Origin of the sequence: Hymenobacter sp. J193, from assembly GCF_024700075.1 — a bacterium.
Classification (GTDB): domain Bacteria; phylum Bacteroidota; class Bacteroidia; order Cytophagales; family Hymenobacteraceae; genus Hymenobacter.
Genome location: NZ_JAJONE010000007.1, coordinates 80,124 through 98,655 on the forward strand (window position 1 = coordinate 80,124; position 18,532 = coordinate 98,655).

15 protein-coding genes and 1 pseudogene are annotated in these 18,532 nt (G+C 59.2%); 10 read left to right on the top strand and 6 right to left on the bottom strand.

Features of this window, described 5'->3' with window-relative positions:
• Positions 1-168: 168 nt before the first annotated feature.
• On the bottom strand, positions 169-744 hold the full coding sequence (locus LRS06_RS24990; protein ID WP_257873942.1) for a hypothetical protein: 576 nt from the start codon (positions 742-744) through the stop codon (positions 169-171).
• A gap of 399 nt (positions 745-1,143) precedes the next feature.
• The gene (locus LRS06_RS24995) at positions 1,144-1,902 is read right to left on the bottom strand and encodes an IS5 family transposase (RefSeq protein ID WP_257869755.1); all 759 of its coding nucleotides are present in this window, start codon (positions 1,900-1,902) and stop codon (positions 1,144-1,146) included.
• Positions 1,903-2,525: 623 nt separating this feature from the next.
• Between LRS06_RS24995 and LRS06_RS25000 the strand changes: the two genes are divergently transcribed.
• The 8 genes from LRS06_RS25000 (at position 2,526) to LRS06_RS25035 (ending at position 12,777) form a co-directional block, all read left to right on the top strand.
• Entirely contained in the window at positions 2,526-3,155 is a 630-nt protein-coding gene (locus LRS06_RS25000) for a hypothetical protein (protein WP_257873943.1), read from the top strand.
• Entirely contained in the window at positions 3,156-4,304 is a 1,149-nt protein-coding gene (locus LRS06_RS25005; protein ID WP_257873944.1) for an AAA family ATPase, read from the top strand.
• A 17-nt stretch (positions 4,305-4,321) separates the two neighbouring features.
• Positions 4,322-5,023, top strand: coding sequence for a hypothetical protein (locus LRS06_RS25010; protein WP_257873945.1), 702 nt, complete (start codon positions 4,322-4,324; stop codon positions 5,021-5,023).
• The gene (locus tag LRS06_RS25015) at positions 5,016-7,514 is read left to right on the top strand and encodes a hypothetical protein (RefSeq protein ID WP_257873946.1); all 2,499 of its coding nucleotides are present in this window, start codon (positions 5,016-5,018) and stop codon (positions 7,512-7,514) included. Before LRS06_RS25010 ends, LRS06_RS25015 begins: the two co-directional genes overlap by 8 nt.
• Before the next feature lie 2 nt (positions 7,515-7,516).
• Positions 7,517-10,405, top strand: coding sequence for a hypothetical protein (locus LRS06_RS25020; RefSeq protein ID WP_257873947.1), 2,889 nt, complete (start codon positions 7,517-7,519; stop codon positions 10,403-10,405).
• A 210-nt stretch (positions 10,406-10,615) separates the two neighbouring features.
• Entirely contained in the window at positions 10,616-11,008 is a 393-nt protein-coding gene (locus LRS06_RS25025; protein ID WP_257873948.1) for a hypothetical protein, read from the top strand.
• A gap of 205 nt (positions 11,009-11,213) precedes the next feature.
• The gene (locus LRS06_RS25030; protein ID WP_257873949.1) at positions 11,214-12,008 is read left to right on the top strand and encodes a hypothetical protein; all 795 of its coding nucleotides are present in this window, start codon (positions 11,214-11,216) and stop codon (positions 12,006-12,008) included.
• 187 nt (positions 12,009-12,195) lie between these two features.
• Positions 12,196-12,777: a hypothetical protein gene (locus tag LRS06_RS25035; RefSeq protein ID WP_257873950.1), complete on the top strand. Its 582-nt coding sequence runs from the start codon at positions 12,196-12,198 to the stop codon at positions 12,775-12,777.
• Positions 12,778-12,894: 117 nt separating this feature from the next.
• Here LRS06_RS25035 and LRS06_RS25040 read toward each other — a convergent pair whose 3' ends face one another.
• The 4 genes and pseudogenes from LRS06_RS25040 to LRS06_RS25055 all read right to left on the bottom strand — a co-directional run.
• Positions 12,895-13,470, bottom strand: coding sequence for a DUF6794 domain-containing protein (locus LRS06_RS25040; protein ID WP_257873951.1), 576 nt, complete (start codon positions 13,468-13,470; stop codon positions 12,895-12,897).
• A 233-nt stretch (positions 13,471-13,703) separates the two neighbouring features.
• On the bottom strand, positions 13,704-14,093 hold the full coding sequence (locus LRS06_RS25045) for a hypothetical protein (protein WP_257873952.1): 390 nt from the start codon (positions 14,091-14,093) through the stop codon (positions 13,704-13,706).
• Between the two features lie 17 nt (positions 14,094-14,110).
• On the bottom strand, positions 14,111-15,586 hold the full coding sequence (locus tag LRS06_RS25050) for a Tn3 family transposase (protein WP_308239937.1): 1,476 nt from the start codon (positions 15,584-15,586) through the stop codon (positions 14,111-14,113).
• Between the two features lie 1,063 nt (positions 15,587-16,649).
• Positions 16,650-17,099: pseudogene (locus LRS06_RS25055) on the bottom strand (DUF4158 domain-containing protein); the annotation flags it as partial.
• A gap of 109 nt (positions 17,100-17,208) precedes the next feature.
• Between LRS06_RS25055 and LRS06_RS25060 the strand changes: the two are divergent.
• Together LRS06_RS25060 and LRS06_RS25065 are read left to right on the top strand one after the other, a co-directional pair.
• Positions 17,209-17,856: a recombinase family protein gene (locus LRS06_RS25060; protein ID WP_257873954.1), complete on the top strand. Its 648-nt coding sequence runs from the start codon at positions 17,209-17,211 to the stop codon at positions 17,854-17,856.
• A gap of 21 nt (positions 17,857-17,877) precedes the next feature.
• Positions 17,878-18,465, top strand: coding sequence for a YjaG family protein (locus LRS06_RS25065; protein ID WP_257873955.1), 588 nt, complete (start codon positions 17,878-17,880; stop codon positions 18,463-18,465).
• Positions 18,466-18,532: the final 67 nt, after the last annotated feature.

The window sequence follows — 18,532 nt, forward strand, 5'->3', positions numbered from 1 at the left end:
TCTTAACATAACAACAGGTATAAGCGCCCTCTTGGAATAAGTGCAGTTTTAACCTCCCTGCGCGGCCGGCCGCTAGCGTGGTACTTTATAGAGGCAAGGAATTAATTTGAAAGCCCTGACTGGGTTGAGGTCAATACCACTACAATAAAACTAACAAGGTCATTTCGGTTAGTTATACTTATAAGAAAACGTCCTTTTTGTATGACTAAAAGAGAAAATGTCTTCTGCGAAGGTTTCTATTAGGCCAGTAGGAGTGTAGGTAAATTCTTCCATTCCAGTGGTAACCTCTTGGCCCTGTTTGAGCGTGAAATGTCGTCGGGACAACAACTGGTTATTACTTCCATAGATATACTCTACTCCGGTCGTCTCCCTAGGCTCCACAAATGTTACCTTGCTCTTCTTTCCATTAGGCTGATATTCTATCAATTTAGTAAAGAAGAGCTTTCCTTTATCAGAAAGTTGCTCTTTAATGGGACGGCCCTGCTGGTCATATGTGGTTTTTTTGACTCGTCCTGCAATGCCGCTACCGTCTATAGTAGACTCTACTTCATTGCCTCTGTTATCGTAAGTAAACCGTTCATCACTAATAATTTGCCCTGTAGGGGCAACCAGCGATTTACGCACCAATTGGCCGGAAGGACTATACTCCAAGTGCTGTACCTCCTTCCCCGTATACCCGTCGGTTACAGACGCCAGTTTATGGTTTTCATTGTAGTGATAACGCCAAAAGGTCGTATCCTTCATAGAGGAATGAGTGCTTTTGGAATACAGTACTTGATTTTCTGTGTTGAACTGCTGGACGCGGGAGTGCTTGATTGTTTCAGCTAAAAAACTGTCGTCTGAGGAAGCAATTGTATTCCCGTTTATATCATACCGTTCTGTAGCGGCTAGCCTAGAGCCCAGATAAGAGCGTGTTTGGGAATTTGAAAAGAACGTCATGCTGAGCCTGCCGAAGCATCTCTACCGCTTCGTTTGGGGCTTTTTCAACGAAGCGGTAGAGATGCTTCGGCAGGCTCAGCATGACAGAAACGACGTTTTCATAAATTCCCAAACACGCTCTAAATCTTAACCTGTGTTACTTTCTGGTCTTTGAGAAGCGATGCTTCATTCGTCTGGGCAGATGCTTAGAGCGTGTTGGGGAATTTAGGACCGATTGAGCGACATGGTGATGTTGGCCAATAACAGCCACGTGACATGGCTAGCGGGGGTAAATTCGTAATCGACTACGACGCGGCGAAAGCAGGCCAGCCAGGCGAAGGTGCGCTCGACGACCCAGCGCCGGGCCAGGGGTACGAAGCCGTGCAGGGTAGGCGGCCGACTACTAATTTGTTGGACTAGGCCCAACCGCAGCAGTTGCTGGGCAAAGCGCCCACGGTAGGCCGCATCGGTCAGCACAAGCTGCAGGCGCCGTGCCCACCAAGGCCGCTGGGGCAGCAATGCCAGGGCGCCGGTGCTGTCGTGGCGGTGGGCCGCGTGCACGTGCGCGGCCCAGATACGCCCGCCGGAATCCACTAGGAGCTGGCGTTTGCGGCCGTTGACGAGCTTGTGCGCGTCCAGGCCGCGGTGCTCGTAGATGCGCGGGGCCAGCTTGACGCTTTGGCTATCTATGCAGGCCAGCGCCGGAGTCGGTTCGCGGCCGTGTGCGACTCGGTCCAGGGCGTTGACGACCGTATTGAGTTGCTGCCACAGACCCAGCCGTTGCCAGCGATAGAAATAGTAGTAAACCGCCGTCCAGGGTGGAAACTGTGGGGGCAGCGCCCGCCACTGGCAGCCCGTGCGGCACACATACAGTAAGGCGTTGAACACCTGCCGCAAACACAAGCGCCGCCGTCGTTGCGTGGGCAGCAGCGACTTGATAACTTGCCACTGCGAGTCAGTAAGGGGTTGGTAGCCATCAACCATAATGCCCGTGGAAGCCTAGGAACTCCCCGCGCAACTTACTGACTCGTCTCTTTTTAGCCCTTACTCAATTCCCAAACACGCTCTAAAGCTGGTAAAATAGCAAACAAGCAAAGAAGCTTCTTTTTCATAATGTGTTCTTGCGTCCTAGTTATCGATGGAAGTCAAAGGTAGAAATCTGACGTTCCTAGGCATAACCCAATCTCCTTTACGCGTTTATTTAAACTGCTTAGAGAAACAATAAAGTGCTTTAGGGCTAGGTGCTTCTGAAGGGCTACGGGGGCACGTCGAGCTTTGTGAGGCGATACTTCGCTTGCGCTTCACGGAGGCGGTCGGTTCACTAGAAAGATACGGGTATAACCTTCTATAAACGTTCTTTCAACGAATGTGAAAGGGACTCGCCTCAGCTATACGACCATCAGCTCTCTTCTCATACGAGTTCAGTTCGTCGAGTCGGGGTAGAGGGTTTCGTCTAAGCACTGGGCTCAGCGCATTGGGTAGGGCAATATTAGTTACGTTTCGAGAGGGACAATTCGTCTTTTAAGAAGCAATTTGCAAGCTAGTATATCTGAGAACCCTGTACAGACGAGTCCAGTTGCACACCGCATGGGCTTTTTGCCTGCTCCATGTTGCTTACTGCCTTTCTTCATGACCTACTGACCACGGGCGGCGTTACGCTGGCCGGTCAGCTCGGCCCCTTTGAGCCAGACGACCTGCACGCCGCCGACATTGCCCTCCGCGCTTACCACGCCGAAGATGTGCTGGAACTACCGCATGCCGCACTTGCTTTCGATGCTCCCTCCGGGCTTTGGGCCGCTCTGTTCCTGTACCACAGCGTGCAGCTAGCGGTGCGGCGGGAGCTGGATGAAGCCGTTATCGGGCAGTGCCTGACGGATTTCGCCGGTGAAATCACGCCCGAAGCTATTTATTCGGCCGACCTCACGTTCCGCTACCTGCCGGATTTGCTGCGGCTGGCCAAAGGGCTAGCGCCCGGCGATGCACTGGTGTCCCGGCTGCTGACCGTGGCCCGGCAATGGCCTTTTTCATTTGTGGGCACCGCTCCTGATGCGACGGAAGCGGAAGCTGCCGTACTGGCGCACCCAGTACTGCGGCAAGCCTACATCGACCGCATTATTCAATTGAAGGACCGGGCACGAGCTAGCCAGCCGCACCTGGTACCACTAGTGCAAGCGGTGTTGGGTGGCCACGCGGCTACCTTATGGCCCGATTTTGCGGACTTCACTATCCTTGCTTAGATGGAAAATTTACTAACCGAAGAATGGCAGCTGGTTGAGAAGCTCAACCTCGTGGCCCGCCACCTTAAAAGTACTTTTGTAGGTAAGGATGACATCATCGACTTGATGAGCCTTTGTCTGGTTGGGCGCGAAAACCTGTTTTTGTTGGGCCCGCCCGGCACGGCCAAAAGCGCCTTGGTGCGCGCCCTGGCCCAGCGGCTACAAGGCAAAACCTTCGAGTACTTGCTCACCCGCTTCACCGAGCCCAATGAGCTATTCGGGCCGTTCGACATCCGCCAGCTGCGCGAGGGCAACCTCGTGACCAACACCGACGGCATGCTGCCCGAAGCTCACCTCATCTTTCTCGATGAGCTGCTGAACGCCAACAGCGCCATTCTCAACAGCCTGCTGATGGTCCTGAACGAGCGGGTGTTTCGGCGTGGGCGCGAAACCCGCGCCCTGCCCGCACTGCTCATGGTGGGAGCCAGCAACCACCTGCCCGAAGATGAGGCCCTGCAAGCCCTGTTCGACCGCTTCCTGGTACGCGTGCACTGCGACTACGTGGCCCCCGATGCCCTGGCCCAGGTACTCGAAGCTGGCTGGAAACTGGAGCGCCGCGCCGATGAAGCAGCGCCCACTATCACGGCGGAGGAAATCCTGCTCCTGCAAGCAGCCCTGCCGCTGGTCGATCTGGGCCCCGTGCGTCCGGCCTACACTGACCTAGTGCGCAAGCTGCGCCTAGCTGGCGTAGCCGTATCCGACCGCCGGGCTGTGAAGCTGCAGCGACTGCTAGCGGCCAGCGCGTTGCTGTGCCAGCGCACCACGGTTATCCCCTCCGATATGTGGGTGCTGCGCTACATCTGGGACACCGACGAACAGCGCGAAGTAGTGGTCGGCATCGTTGATGCTGTGGTGCACGCCGACGCGCAGCCCGCTCAACATCCCCGCGCCGCCGGCCACGACGCTCCGGATGCCGACGCCCTGCTGCGCGAGATAGGCACCCTGTCTGCCCAGTGGGAGCTGCCCGAAACTTCGCCCGCCGAGCGCACCGCTATCAAGGACCAGCTGCGCTACCTGCACGGCCGCGCCCAGTGGCTCACCAACGAGGTGCAGCGCAGCTACGTGCAGGAGCCGCTCGATGCCCTCTGGCAAAAGGTGCTACAGGCATGATGACGGAGCGCGTGCTCATGTTGGCAGCTTCTTACCGCGAAGTCCTCGGCGGGGTGCGCGCCGTGCCCGGCCTGCAAGCGGCCGAGGCGGCCGGTGAGCTATGGCTGCGCGGCTTGCCCGCTACCGGCGAGCTGCCGCTGGCCGTGCGGGCGCTGCCCGCCACGGCCGCCTACGTGCTGGATGCGCAGGGCCGGCTGTTTCCGTCGGGCAGCCGCACGCCCACGGCGCAGCTGCCGGCGCTGGCCTGGCAACCCATTCGGGCGTTTGTGCCGCTGGAGTTGCCTACGGCTGCCCTGCCCGCTCAAGGCGCGCCCCGCTACCGCGTGCGGCTGGTGCCGTCAGCCCGGGCCGAGGCGGGCACGGCGTTGCTCACCACGCTGGCGGTCTGGCACGAATACGCCGAAACCGCTCCCGCAATCCGGCTGGAAAGTCTGCACTTCGCCGTCGCGGCCGACCAGCGGGTGCTGCTGCAGGGCTCGCCGCTGCCGCCCATTCCGGGCCAGGAGCACTGGCTTCGGGAGGGACTGCTGTTGCCGGCGGGCTTTGACTTTGAAGCACCCTTGCTGGCGCCCATGCTGGCCCGGCAGCTCAATGCCCATGCAGATGCCGTACTGCTGTTTGCTGCCGATGGCAGTTGGGAGCGAATTCTGAAAGAGAATGTATTGCCCGTGACGCGCAGTGCGGTGCGGCTCACAGCGAAGGGCTTTCGGGATGAGTGAGGTAGACGACGCCGTAAAAACGGTGCCCGAGCTCGCACCTGACTATTTCCGTAACCCCAGTTACTACTTCTGGCGGTGGGTGGAGAAAGGCCGATTTGTGGAATGGCGCAGTGGCGACACGCTCTGTTACCGGGAGGAATTGGCCCGTGTACTGCGGGGCCTGACGGAACAAGGCTTGCCGCCGCTTGCCTCGGTGCTGCTGCTGCTGGCGGCCTGTGCCGATGCCTGGCCGGAGTCCTATGGCAAGGCCGCGCAAGCCTATCATGTGTGGAAAAACCTGCCGATTGGTCCTGAAGATCCAAGTAGAGAACAGCTGGACTGGCAAATGCGCCATGTGCTCCTGTTCCTGGACGTAGTGCGGGCATTGCCTGCTGACCTACGAACCGGCCACTCCAAGTTGCATTTGTTCCGGGAAGTTTTCATCACCCAGGCTCCGCAGATCAGCGCGGAGTTGGCTTCCACTCTGCTAGACGAATGGGAAAGTGGCCGCTCTGACGTAGCGCTGCATTTCAGCCGGGGACAGATAACTCGCCGGGAGCATTTTAATGAGCTGGCAGTGCTTGCTCAGGCCATTAACCGCTTTCCCACCACCGAAGCCCTGGCCCTACATCTACGGACTGGCCTTGATAAGCTACCCGAGCCGCTGCCCGAACCGGAGCCGCCAACCCCAGAAAACCCCACGCAGCCCCTCGACCTGTTTGAGCAGCTGGCCCAGGACCCGCGCACGACTGGCCTGGCCCGCCTTGCCCAGCACCTGGGAGCGGCGCTACGCATTCCCCTGCACACGCAGGGCGCCAGTGACCAGCCCCTGGGCGGCGTGTCAGACGTGACCAACCGGGGCAACTTCGACCGGCTGCTACTTAGCGAGCTGGCCCACGACGACCTTTCCCTGATGGCGCGGCTGGTGAACAACGAGGCGCTGTATCTGCGTCGCGAGGAGCCACCGCGCCAGGATGCGCGGCCGCGTTTTATCCTACTCGACACCACTTTACGCATGTGGGGCGTGCCCCGGGTGTTTGCGCTGGCCGCCGCGCTGGCCTGGGCCCGCAGCTCGCGCCAGGTCCGCCCACCGGTTCCGGTAGCGGCCGTGGCCTTAGGCGGGAAGGCATTCTCAGCCCTCGACCTAGAGTCGTTTGAGGGCGTGGTAAGGGCGTTGGAGCTGCTCGATGTGGCGCCGCACGGTGGCGTGGCGTTGCAGGCATTTGCGCGGGTTGCACAAACGCAGGCTGCTGCCGACACCCTCCTTATTACCGATGCGCAGCTACTGCACCAACCCGAATTCGCCCTGGCGCTGGCTGAAGTCAAACCGGCTCTACGCTTCCTACTCACGGTGGACCGTAGCGGCGAATGGCAGCTCTACGAGTACCAGAACGGCCACCGCGTGCCGCTCAGCTCGGCGCGATACGATTTGGAAGAGTTGCTGTTTAAAGCCAGCGCCCCGGCTCGAAACCTCCCTCCACTACCCATAAGCGACGTCGCCATTCCGGCATTTTTGCAGCAGCAACCCACCCCACTCTGTTTCCCAACGTTGGGCTTACGGGTCTCAACCAGCAACACGTATTTTACCAGAAAAATTGGCGTATTGAGTGTCAATAACGTGCAGCGCGTACTGTATTGGTCTAATAATAAGTATGGAGCCCGAGAGCTGTTGCCGGTGATTGAAGAGGGCAACTACTATTTTGGGGATGATGAGCGAACTATTTACCTACTGGTGAGCGGCAAAAGCCAACTGGTCTTTTACGCGCTGACCGTCGATACCGGAGCGGTGACTCGCGTTGATTTATCGGCAGAGCTGCCAGACGGCGCTACACCGAACAAAGTGGTATATTTTTCCTCGCACTTTTATCTGTGGATTCCGGACCGGACGAGTGAACCAGGCAGCCAGGTAGCGGGCATTACAGTTGTTGATTGCAGACGTCAGCAAATAGTGGCCCGGGGCAATACCAGCGGCCCTACTGGGCGGTCTGTTACGCTCAACCATCAGCATGTAAAGCACCTCATTAACAATGGCTACAATGTGCTGCAGCGCGTAACCCGAATGGGTCTCAATGACTTGGGCGAGTTGGTAATCGAGGGGCAGGAATTGCGGGTGATGAGCCGGGGCGTCAGCGGTGAACTGATACATGAGCTTCGCCTGAAAAGCAAGCGTTCCGAAAGCCAGGTGCGCGCCTTGGCACAGGTCAGTAGTGAAACGTTTACTCTCACGGCCAACAAGCGGCTGCCATTTCGGCTGTTTCGATGGCCCAACGGGAGCGAAGCCGTTCTGGACTCGCGCGGCCTGCTGCATCTGCGCAGCGCCAATGCCAGCGTGCCGGCAATTACACTGGTGCTCATTATCAACCAGCCCACCGCCGCCTGGGCCTACGATGATTCGGTGGGTGGTACGGTATGCGGCTCGGCTTACTTCACCGGTCCGAATCCAAGCCGACAACTGGCGGTACCGGAGTTCTACCAGTTGTATATTCAACGCTTTATCGAACACCTCGTCTAGTTATGCTCCTCACGCTTCGCTATCAGGAAATGGCCCAACGCACGGCATGTGCGGCCTTTCTGTGCGGAACTGATGCAGCGGTTTGGTTGCGCGAAATCGGGCGCTGGGGCCTGAGCGCCGGGCAGCTGAGCTGCTACCTGGTGCCCGAATCCATTCGCTCGGTGCGGCCGGCGGGCCTGTTTGTGGTCGTGAAGGACGGCAGCCCGCTACCCGCCGATTTGCTCGAACCCTACGGCGTGGTGGCCGGAGGTCTCTACGTGCCCGTGCAAGCCACGCTCTGGCCGGCCACCACACCCGATGAGCTGGCCGGCGCCTTGCTCTGGCCTCGTCAGCTGCTGCACCCCAGCATTGGCCTAATCGGCTTCGAAACGGCCGATGAAATCGACCTGACGGCCCTGCTGGACTGCGTAGCGCCGCGCTCCACCGACTGGGGCCTCGCCCGGCCTGGCCTGGCCCCCAAGCCTCGGCTGGAGCGGGTGCGCGTGCTGGCACCGACGGTAGCGGAGGTGGTAGAGTCGTTTCAACAGGAAATTGGGACGGTGCCGCTTACGGCGCTGCCGGGTGCGTCCGAGGCCCATCCCGGTATGCTTCAGCGGGCACTTGACAGCCTGCGCCGGGGGATGCTGACGTTCTTTCTGGCTTTGGTGCGGTGGTTGCCCACGCCTGCGCTGGGGCAGGTGGGTCGCGCCATTGGAGTCGTGCTGCTGCTGGTGTTGGGTATTGCGCTTTTGATAGGACTCATGGGTAAGATGGGAAGCGGTAGTGCCGGTGGGCTGCTTGTGCCCCTGATCATTCTGCTTGTGCGGCTGTTGATAAGCCTCACAGACAACGCAGGGAATGCTCCCCACCGCCCGCCGGCTATGCACCGCCCGGCGTCCAGCCGGCCGGGCGTGTTTCAGCGCCTGGAAAACTGGCTGGGAGGCCGCATCCACCACCTGGAGCAGAAGCGGCAGAACGAGATTGAGCGGCTGCTGCGCCTGTTCGGCGATAACACAGAGGAGGCGCTCAAATACGCCATTCCACTGAACAGTCCTTACATGAACCGGGGCCAGGCACCACCGTCGGCCTGGCTGGGCCAGCGCCTCGCTGATTTCAACCTCGGCGGCCTGGGCGGGGGCGGCCGGGTTGACGTGTGGGATTTGGGGGCTTACCGGCATAACCTAGGCTTGCAGTACCGTGCCGCGGCCACTCGCGAGATGGAGGCCGGCCGCTTCAAGAAAGCCGCCTACATCTACGCGCACCTGCTGGGTGATTACCAGGCTGCCGCCAACGCGTTGGACCAGGGCGGTTTCTACCGCGAAGCCGCTGCCCTTTTCAAAGACCACCTGCACAACCTGCCCGCCGCCGCCAAGTGCCTCGAAAACGGCGGCCTGCTGCTCGAAGCTGCTGAGCTATACGCCGAACTCAAAGAGCACGAAAAGGCCGGTGACCTGCACCAGCGCCTGGAGCAGCCGATGCTGGCCGCCCGCCACTACGAGCGCGGCGTGAGCCTCTTCCTCGACAACGACGACCGCCCCGCCGCCGCCCGCCTGCTGGCCGACAAGCTGGCCGCCCCTGACCGCGCGCAACAGGTGTTGCTGCAGGGCTGGGCCAGTTCGAAACAGCCGGAATTGTGCCTTAAGCAGTATTTTGACGTGCTGGCTGCCGCGTCCGAAGCCGACCTGCGCCCGCACGTGCAGGACATTTACCGCAACCACACCGCCGCTTGGCGGCGCGTGCCGCTCCTACATGTCCTCTCCACCGTCAACGAAAAGCACGCCACGCCGGAGCTACGGGCCGCCACGCTGGAAATTGCGTACGAAGTGGTGAGCGCCGAGGCCGAAGCGGGCAACGCAAGTCCCCTGGCCCTGTTGCGCAACTTCCTGCCCGACGACCGGCTCCTTGCGGCCGACTGCAGCCGCTATGCCACCCGCCAGCCGCGCCCGGTGGCCGCCAGTAGCGTGTCGGACCCGTTAGTCGGCATGCAACTCGATGCGACCATTGAATGGATAAGCGCGGTGACGCATGGCCACCAATGGGTAGCCATCGGCATGCGGGATGACCGGTTGCACCTGGCCCGCGGCAACTGGTATGGCCAGGTGGAATACTACTCCTGGCTGGCCGATATGAACGGGGTGTACGTGCTGCTGATAGCCGATGAGCAGCACGGCAACCGCATTTTGCTACGAACGTCAGCGGTAGTGGGCCTGGAAACGAAGTACCTGCCTAAAAACAAGCATTTTCCCATTGCCCTCACGGTAGAATGCCCGACCTGGCTGCCCCCCTGGCCTGTGCGTGTGACATTGATGCCGGGTGGGGTTACGGCCGCTGCCTGGAGGGAGGATACTACCATTACGGTACAGCGGTATCTAGCTGGTGGTCAACTGTTGACTCCTTTTACGACTCAACTATCGGCTCCCATCCGGGCCGAAGAGGAGGGATGGCCAGCTGAGTTGCTATATCGAGATGGAGAATACTATAGCTATTGGGGCAACAAGCTGGTGAAATGGGCTGATAGCGGTTGGAGCCGGGTGTATACAATCGAGGAAGGCTCCAATGGATTTTATATGACCTCGTCGGCTTATTCACCCAAGCTGCAGCTAGCGATTTTCACGCCGTTCAACCTGCTGTTGTGGGAGCCGCAGAAACGAATCAGCAACGAGCCGCTACCTGTTTTCTCCCCCAACTTCACGGCTATCGGCGACATGAAGTTTGTGAGTGCGCAACACCTGGTCTTGCTGAATGATTCGAGGGCGGCACTACTTCAAAAGCAGGAAAACCGCTACGTAGAGGTTCGAAATATCGAATTGAAAAATGAGCCGGTAGCCGTTTTGCCCACCATCAACCGCCAGCAATTTGCCCTGCTGGAAATGACGGGGCGCATTTCGCTGCATCATATTGACAACAGCTAAGCGGCAGGTCCTAACAACCGTATAGGCAAACGCCCAGGGGCCTATCAAAAGCCGCTTACAGGGTCTTTCAAGTTTGGTTCAGCTCGCTGAACCCTCACTCAACAGATCTGCAGCGAGTTCTGCAACAGCCACATTCTTTTAACGAATGGGGAAAAGCCTCGCCTTTGGGATACAGCGTTTTCGTGCCTTCCTATTTACCCTGAGCAATCTATGCCTAGCCTGATCAGACAACCCCTCGTAGCATTGGCAGTTTCCCTACTAGTGGTTGTCAGTGTGCAGTATTGCCTGACCAGTGCTGTCATCTTACATGCCGCCTGTGACTCGGTGGCAGGCAACGGCGAGTGGCTGGAGTTACGGGCCGACGGCACCTTCGACCATACCAGCGCCGGCCTGTTCTCGCAAACTATTACTCACGGCCGCTATACCCGAACCGACAGCCTCCTGCACTTAGATCGGCTACCGGAATTTGGGTCACTACAGCGCAAAACGCTTCGCATAAGTGCGTCTTCCCTCTTTGAAACGGGAAAAGGGCTATGGCAAGTTGGCCCTACCGGCGAGATTGATTCTACCTTATCTCGGTTAATCATCGTTTACCAAAAATAACCGTGGCTTAAGTGGTTACCGGTTCTCGGATATTGATAAGCGTAATCGAGGTAGCCCTGCAACCTCGATATCCAGCAAACGGACGATTACTGGCCACTTTTCCGACCTAGCCTGACGGCCCCGAAAACGCGGTTTTTCGGGTCTGTTTTTTACCCCGTTTTTTGGACGCAATTTGCCCCTATCGAATCCCATTAAACCCCGTAGGATGAAGTTAGCAGATCATTATCAGCTTGTACAAACGGCATTGGACTACCTAGGTGCAACCGTCCTATCGGAGTCATCTGTACTTGACGAAGAACTACGAGCGCATTATCAGAAGCTGCGTACAGACGCAGCTGAGCTATATCAGCAAAAAAAGCTGGCGCAGCTAAAGCGGTGGTTTAGGGATATTTCAGCACCGGCACTCGCTACAGATGCTACCGGCTTTGCGGCCTATGTTAAGAAAGCGACTGGGCTAACAATTGATGTAAAAAGTGATTTTGAGCAACGAATTGAGCACATATGTAAGCGGAAGCGCATTCGAACGGAGGAAGAATACTATGAGGTAAAAACCATGATCGATGCGCTAGATCCAACGGCGCCAGCGGATGAGGACCGGTTACAGTTGCTCTACGATTTAGTAGCGGAACACGAAGGGCTCATCCAAGCAAAAGACGTAGACAAGCCTCGAAAGCGCGTAAAGGTTGTCCCTCCCGTAATGAAGGAAGTGGTGCGTGCGCTCTCTCCGGATGGAACCAAAGCACTCACAATCACAGAAAGGAGTTACGAGCAAAGTCCGGAATGGACCGGAACGCAAGTGATGCTAGAGTTTCTTAGCGAGAGGAGTGGATCTGGTGTCAGTCATTACGATGCCCTTGACCTAGGTATGACGGCGTACTGGAAGGGCAATAACACTTTGGTGGTGGAGTTGGGCAAAGCACCCTTCGATAGACAGTGTGCCAACAAGCTGCATTACTGCAATGGCGACACGGTAAACATCACGTTTATAGCGAATGCATAATCGTTGCCATTTCAAAATATCCCCTGTAGTTACACTCGGTAAAAAGGATCGCAAAAGGTGTTCGAAATAGAGGCCTTTGCTGAACGGTTTTATACCCGCCGCGGCAAGGAGCGAAAACGCTATTTGTTAAGTCGCGTTTTGAGCAGGTAATCTGAACCCCTTGGCCGCCGTAGGTAGTAGCCATCTTATGAACGACCTGAATAGAGAGCCAAAGGCCGATGATCTGCTTGAAGGACAAGCGTTGATTCCCGGTATTGATTACATGTCCGGCATCGATCTAACGATTACAAGTCAAGAGCTGCTCACGGAAAAAGAGGGCTATGAAGCCTTTCTCTACACGTTGCTGCGCTACTGGCAGATGTCGCGTTGCACGGACCTGACGGACATTCTCAGCGGGGGAGAGTATGTGGCCCCTGGGCGGCCCATGGACACGGCCTTCTGGTATTATTGGCTTGATGCGTTAACCTCCGTTAGAACCCTGGGGCCGCCTGCCTTGCCCCAGGTGCCCCGACACTTGGCGCCCGCTGACACGCGAATTGCCATCGCGGGAAACGAACCCTTGACCGAACAGGAAGGCTATGAAGCGCTGCTCTACACGCTGCTGCAGTACTGGGAGAACACGGGAAAAGATGACTTGACAGCCATTTTGAGTGCCGGCGCTTATGTCGAACCGGATACGCCTGCTGACCCGCTCATTTGGTATGCCTGGCGGGAAGCTATCGCCACCGTGCGCCGACAAGGGCCTCCACCTGTGAAAGAGGTACAGTAACCTGCCCGGATGGTGTCTGGACTGACGCGTATGCCCTCTTTTCTTACGATCCTTCGCGCGCGTAATTTTGGTGCCACCGCAGCCGCACCGTGTCGTTGGTGACGGCGTTGCAGCGGTTCACCCGGCCTTTTTGCGGGCGTCAACGTAACGGGTAATCTTCATCTCGATATCATCGCCCACCCACTGCACGACTTCGCCCTCGAGCAGCGTGCGTTCACCCATAGGCAGCAAGCCACATTGATAATCGATGTAGACGCGCAGGCGGGCACCTGGCGGCAACGCTAGTTTCTCCGTGATGAGTAGCTGAGCATTGTGAGCCCGTACCGAAGAGTCCTGCCGCGCCTGTAAAGTGGCCCGATACATCGGGTCGTTTTCCCAGCGCTGCGTGTGTTCGGCCGCTGCTTGCCAGTAGGCTTGGTAATGCTTGACCTGCTGGTCGAGCTGCCAGTCCTGCTGGCGCAGGGAACGGTAAAAGCAGGTGAGCAGGATGCCCGACATGTCGTCCGGGTGGTAGATGCCCAGCGTGTGAAAGTACTCTGCAAGGGCGCTGCCCCGCCACAGTCCCCACTTGTTTCGCATCCACAGTCCCAACCCGAAGTGGGCGTGCGCGAGGAATGCTTCTTCTGTTTGGGAGACAATCTGCTGCTTGAGCGAGTCGCTATGGATTTTCTGCAGCTGCAGAACTGCCTCCACAAGGGTCCGAGGTTGATACGTTCGGTCGGCTTTGGAGAGCGATTGGCCCAGCGCCGTGACAGCAATGAAGCAAGCCAGTAAGAGCAGGGCGAGGTGTTTCATGGCAGCAAGAAAAGCCTAAAGTACAGGGAAGCACATACCCTTCCCCTCTCTGATACCCTTCCCCTCTCTGAATGGACCGTTTACTTGAACCTCTTAGCCGTCCACACCAAGTGTAAAAAGCAACTAGGTGTTCACGACGTAAAGGTCAAGCTGTGCTGACTGGCACAAAGTCTAATCGCGGTCACTCGATTATCGGCCACTTCAGCCAGGCTGTTAAAGTCATAATCGGCATCAATGGCAAAGTGCAGGTCCAAGTCGACAATGTAGACTATTTCATTGTCAAAGGTGACCTCGGGAAAGGCCCGCTGCACGTCGCGGACCGTGCTGCCTATGCCAATGCCCCGCACTTTGCCTTGGTAGGCGCCGGTTACCTCAATCTGGACGATGAGGCCGGTATAAAGCAGCGAGTAAATGTGGATGGTGTCCTGGTAAGAGAACCGAACCCAATCCGGAAACACGGCCGCCATTTCCCACGCTCCTTGGCGCAGGGAGTTTGGCTCAATCAGGGGTTCTTCTTCCAAAAGGGCGGATTTACACGCTAAGCCATCGGGTCGCCGGGATGGCGGAGTGGACGGCGGTGTAGCGGGTCCAAGTGAGCCGGGTTGGTAAAGGAATATTTACCGAGGCGGTTGATGTGCTCGTAGCGGCTGGGGGAGAGGTACGGGAAGTGGGCCTCGTCGACCGGATAGCCTTCGGCCCGCAACTGCCGGAGGACTTCCTGCATGTAGATGGTGTTCCAGAGCAGCACGCAGTTGGTGAGCAGCGTCAGGCACCGGGCCGCCTCGGTCTGCGCCTCCTGCTGCTTGCGGCGGATAACGCCTTCGCTGCCAAACCAGAGCCAGGCCCGCAGCGCGTGCAGCTCTTCGCCTTTGTTCAGCTGGGCATGGATGCGCTGGCGCAGGGGCTGGCTTTGCAGGTAGCGCAGAATGAAGCGGGTCTTGATGAGCTGACCGTAGGCCTGCAAGACGTAGGTGAGGTGGTTTTGGCGGGGGTAGGCTTGCAACTTGCTGAGGAAGAGCGAAGCCGTGACCCGGCCGGATTTGATGGAGCCGGCCAGCCGCAGCAGCTCGTCCCAGTGCCGCCGGATGTAGTCCGGGTTGACCGTGCCCGTGAACCGTAGGTCGGGATACGTCCAGTCCTGGCCCCGGATTTTGTAGAGCCGCTGGTCGGCCAAATCGCGCATCCGGGGACAGAAAAACAGCCCCAGCAGGTCAAACAGCGCGAAGATGATGTCCGAGTAGCCGGCCGTGTCGGTGGTGTGCTCGGCCAGGGCCAGATCGGTTTCGTTGTCGACGATTTCATCGAGCACCACCGTGGCGTCGCGCAACGTGGCCGGCACGACTTTGCTGCCGTACTGCGCGTACTGGTCGGAGGAATGGGTTTGCATCGTCACGCCCCGGCCGGTGCCAAAATAGGTGGGCAGGGCCCGGGCGTTGCGCACCTTGCCGCTGACGGCAAACCGCTGGCCATCTGAGGAAGAGAAGGTGCCATCGCCCCAGTAAGAAGCCAGCCACTGGCGGTGGTGCTCGTTGACCAGCAGGTTGCCCGCGGCTTTCAGTGTGTCATCCCGCAGGTAGTTGGTGGCCGTCCACCACAGCGACTGATAGGGGATGGCGGCACTACGGGCCATGTCGGCAAGGGGAATGTTGCAGCCCGTGGCCAGCAGCGTCGCCAGCAGCCGCGTGTCGTGCTCGTCGCCGCGCGGGGCGTGCTCCAGTCCGGGCAGTTGCGCCGTAAAGCCCAACCACGCGTTGACTTCGACCAGGATATCGGTCAGGTCCACGGCGGGCAGACGGCGGCCGATTTCCTGCTGCAAGGCCTGCGCGCCGGTGGGCACCTCCTGCGCGGCGGACCGCGTGACGACCAGCTCGCCGGCTTCCAGGCGCACCTCGCCGCCGGCATCGAGCAGCGTTTTCATCGGGCCCAGCAAGTCGGCCAGCTCCTGCACACGCTCGGTGAGGCGGTCCGTGGTCACGGGCGGCAGTCCCAGCTGGGCACACAGCTCGGGCCGCACCTGCTCCCCACTCCGCGGGGGGGATGAGGTAGCTGCTCAAGTCGGCGTAGCGGTGTGAAGGAGCCACGTAGACGTCGCCCGAGCGGAGCCGGTCGCGCAGGGTGGCCAGCACGGCCAGCTCATAGGCCGGCCGTTGCTGCTCGAAGCTGAGTTGGTCGCCCAGCACGAACTTGCGCCAGGTCGGTTTTAGGAAGCCGGTCGGGGCCTGTTCGGGCAGCTTGCGCCGCCTGCCCGCCTGCAATTCGCTGACCAGGTGCAGGGCGGCCCCGAAGTCGTCGCCGGCAAAGCCCTGCCGAAACCCGAGCTGCTCCAGCAGCCGGGGTGTGAACTGCTTGAAGAGCGGGTAGCGCTTGGCCAGGAAGCTCAGGTGCGAGTGACGGGTCGGGTAGAGCATGGTTTGCACGGCCTCCCAGGCCAGCACCAAATCCTCGCGCGGCACCTGGTCATAGATGCGCGGCCGCACCTGCCCGGCCGGGGTCTGGTCCTCGTCGAGCACGATTTCTACGGCCTGGGCCAGCGTGCGCAGGGCCGTATCCTTGGCCGCGACGATCTGCTGCTGGTACTGGTCGTGGGCCCGGCGGGCCTTGGCCAGGCTCTGTTCCCAAAAGGCATCCACCATGCTCAGCACCTCGTCGGTCAGCGTCAGGTAGCTCTCGCGCACAAACGCCACGAGCACGGGGTAGCGTTTGGCGGCCGGTAAGCGCTCCAAGTTTCGATTGGAGCGACTACGGGCCAGCAGCGCCAGCCGTTTCTGCCGGTTCGGGTGCAAACTGCTCACGTCCCAGCTGGCCACGCCGAGGCCGTCCAGGTAGCGGAGCTTATCCAGGGCCGTCGTAATAGCGACCGGATTGCTCACCGTAGCCGGCTGCACCAGCCAGCGGTGCCTGGTCAATTGCCGTCCCGTTTCGGGCAGCAGCAGCGCATCCAGCTGCTGGCGTACCGCGTCCGTGAGCAAGGGGGCCAGCCGCCGGTAGGTTTCCTGGGTGGCCAGGTCGCTAATGCCGCCCACCAGGCGCTCCAGCGTGCCGATGGCCGGGCGGGCGATGCGGGCCTGGTGCAACTTCTGGCACGTCATGGCCAACAACACCCGGTCGCCGTCGTGCTCTAGGGCCCGCTCCACCAGCCACGGTTCCAGCCACGCCGCATCCAGCGGCTCCCACTTGCGATACTCCAGGTGCCGGAGCACGGCTAAAAAATAATGGTCGCTGCGCGTTTGCTGCCGCGCGCCGTAGTCGGCCAAGTGGGTCACTTCCGTTGCGAGCTGCGTGGCCACGAAGGCCACCGCTTCGGGTGGCAGCTGGCTGGCCCAGGCCTCGGGTAGAAAGCCCATCAGCCGCAGCACACCCAGCTGCAGGGCCAAGCCCAATCGGTTGGCCACGCCTCGAAACGACGTCAAAAAGGTGCGGTCGGCTTCTGTCAAATGGAAGTGCTGGCGAATGTCGACTTCGAGCAGACTGGACGGCACGGTCTGGTAGCGCAGTCGCTCGGGAGTGGTGAGGAATTCCTGCGGCATGGGCTATCAAAAAGGGTAGGCAAAACGACCCGCGTTTTTCGGGGCGGCAAGGCCGATTTTACGCCCCAAAAAGTAGCTTTGCAAAGGAACTCCTTTTTGATAACCCTCGATGCCCGCCAAACCGACCGACCAACCCAAGCGCGTGGCCCTCTACGCCCGCGTCTCGACCCTTGACAAAGGGCAGGACCCGGAAACGCAGTTGCGGCCGCTGCGCGAGTATGCCCAGCGCCGCGGCTTCGCTGTGGTCGAAGAATACGTCGACCAGGCCTCGGGCACCAACGAAGACCGGATCCAGTACAAGCGGATGATGGCTGCTGCCAAGAAACGGCAGCTCGACGCGGTGCTGGTCTGGCGCTACGACCGCTTCGCCCGCTCGACCCAGGCGCTGGTCAACGCATTGAAGGAATTCCAGAGCCTGGGCGTGGACTTCATCTCCTACCAGGAAAACATCGACACCACCACGCCCACGGGCGAGCTGATTTTCCACGTCATGGCCTCGCTAGCCCAGTTTGAGAGCGCCCTCATCAGCCAGCGCGTGCGCGCCGGCATGGCCCGGGCGAAAGCCCAGGGCAAGCACGTGGCCCGCCCTCGTTTGGCGCAGGCCAAGCAGGAGGCCATTGCCCAGCTGCTGAGCGAAGGCCTGTCCATGAATCAGGTCAGCAAGCAGTTGGGCGTGGCGTATGGTACAGTCTACAATTACGCCCAGAAGCAAAAGGGTTCGAGCAACGAAAGCGGTGCTCTTGTACAACAACTTTAAGGTAGCTGCCTCACTATGTCCATGGATACTCTTGTCCCCCTGCTCCGGTCGCTGCCCCTTACCCATCAAGCGGTGTTTGCGGCCTTGACCTGTGAGAAAATGCTTCCCTCTATTGTTCGGTTTGATGAGACCGAAGAGTCGCCTGGAGCATCCATTTTCCGCCGGGCCATTGATGCCCTCTGCGCCTTTGGGGCACACGAGCCCATTAGCAAGGACGAGTTTGCCCATCTGCAACAGCAACTGGAAGAATTCTGGCCTGATTTAGACGAAAGTACCAACCCGGTTGCTTCGTATGCATTCGACGCCTGCGTAGCGCTCGGCGAGGCCTTGGCCCTGGTCCAAGATGCCGAAGCGGAACATGTTGTGCAATGTGCCACCGCTGCCCGGGACACGGTGGATATGTATGTCCAAGACGTGACCGACATCGACCTGCCACCTGTTGAGCTAAATGAATTCATTGATGCCACGCCTGTCATGCAGCGAGAAGTCGCGCGGCAGGCAGCAACGGCCCAGGTTTTAGCTACAGAAGCGCACTTAACGACGGCTTTTATAGACCAGCTGCGCCAGCAGAACCGGCAGGAGCCTTTAATAGACTTTGCAATGGTCTAAACCACGTAGCTCAAGAAGCAGGGCCTTAGCGTGTAAATCCGCCCTTTTGGAAGAAGAACCCCTTCCA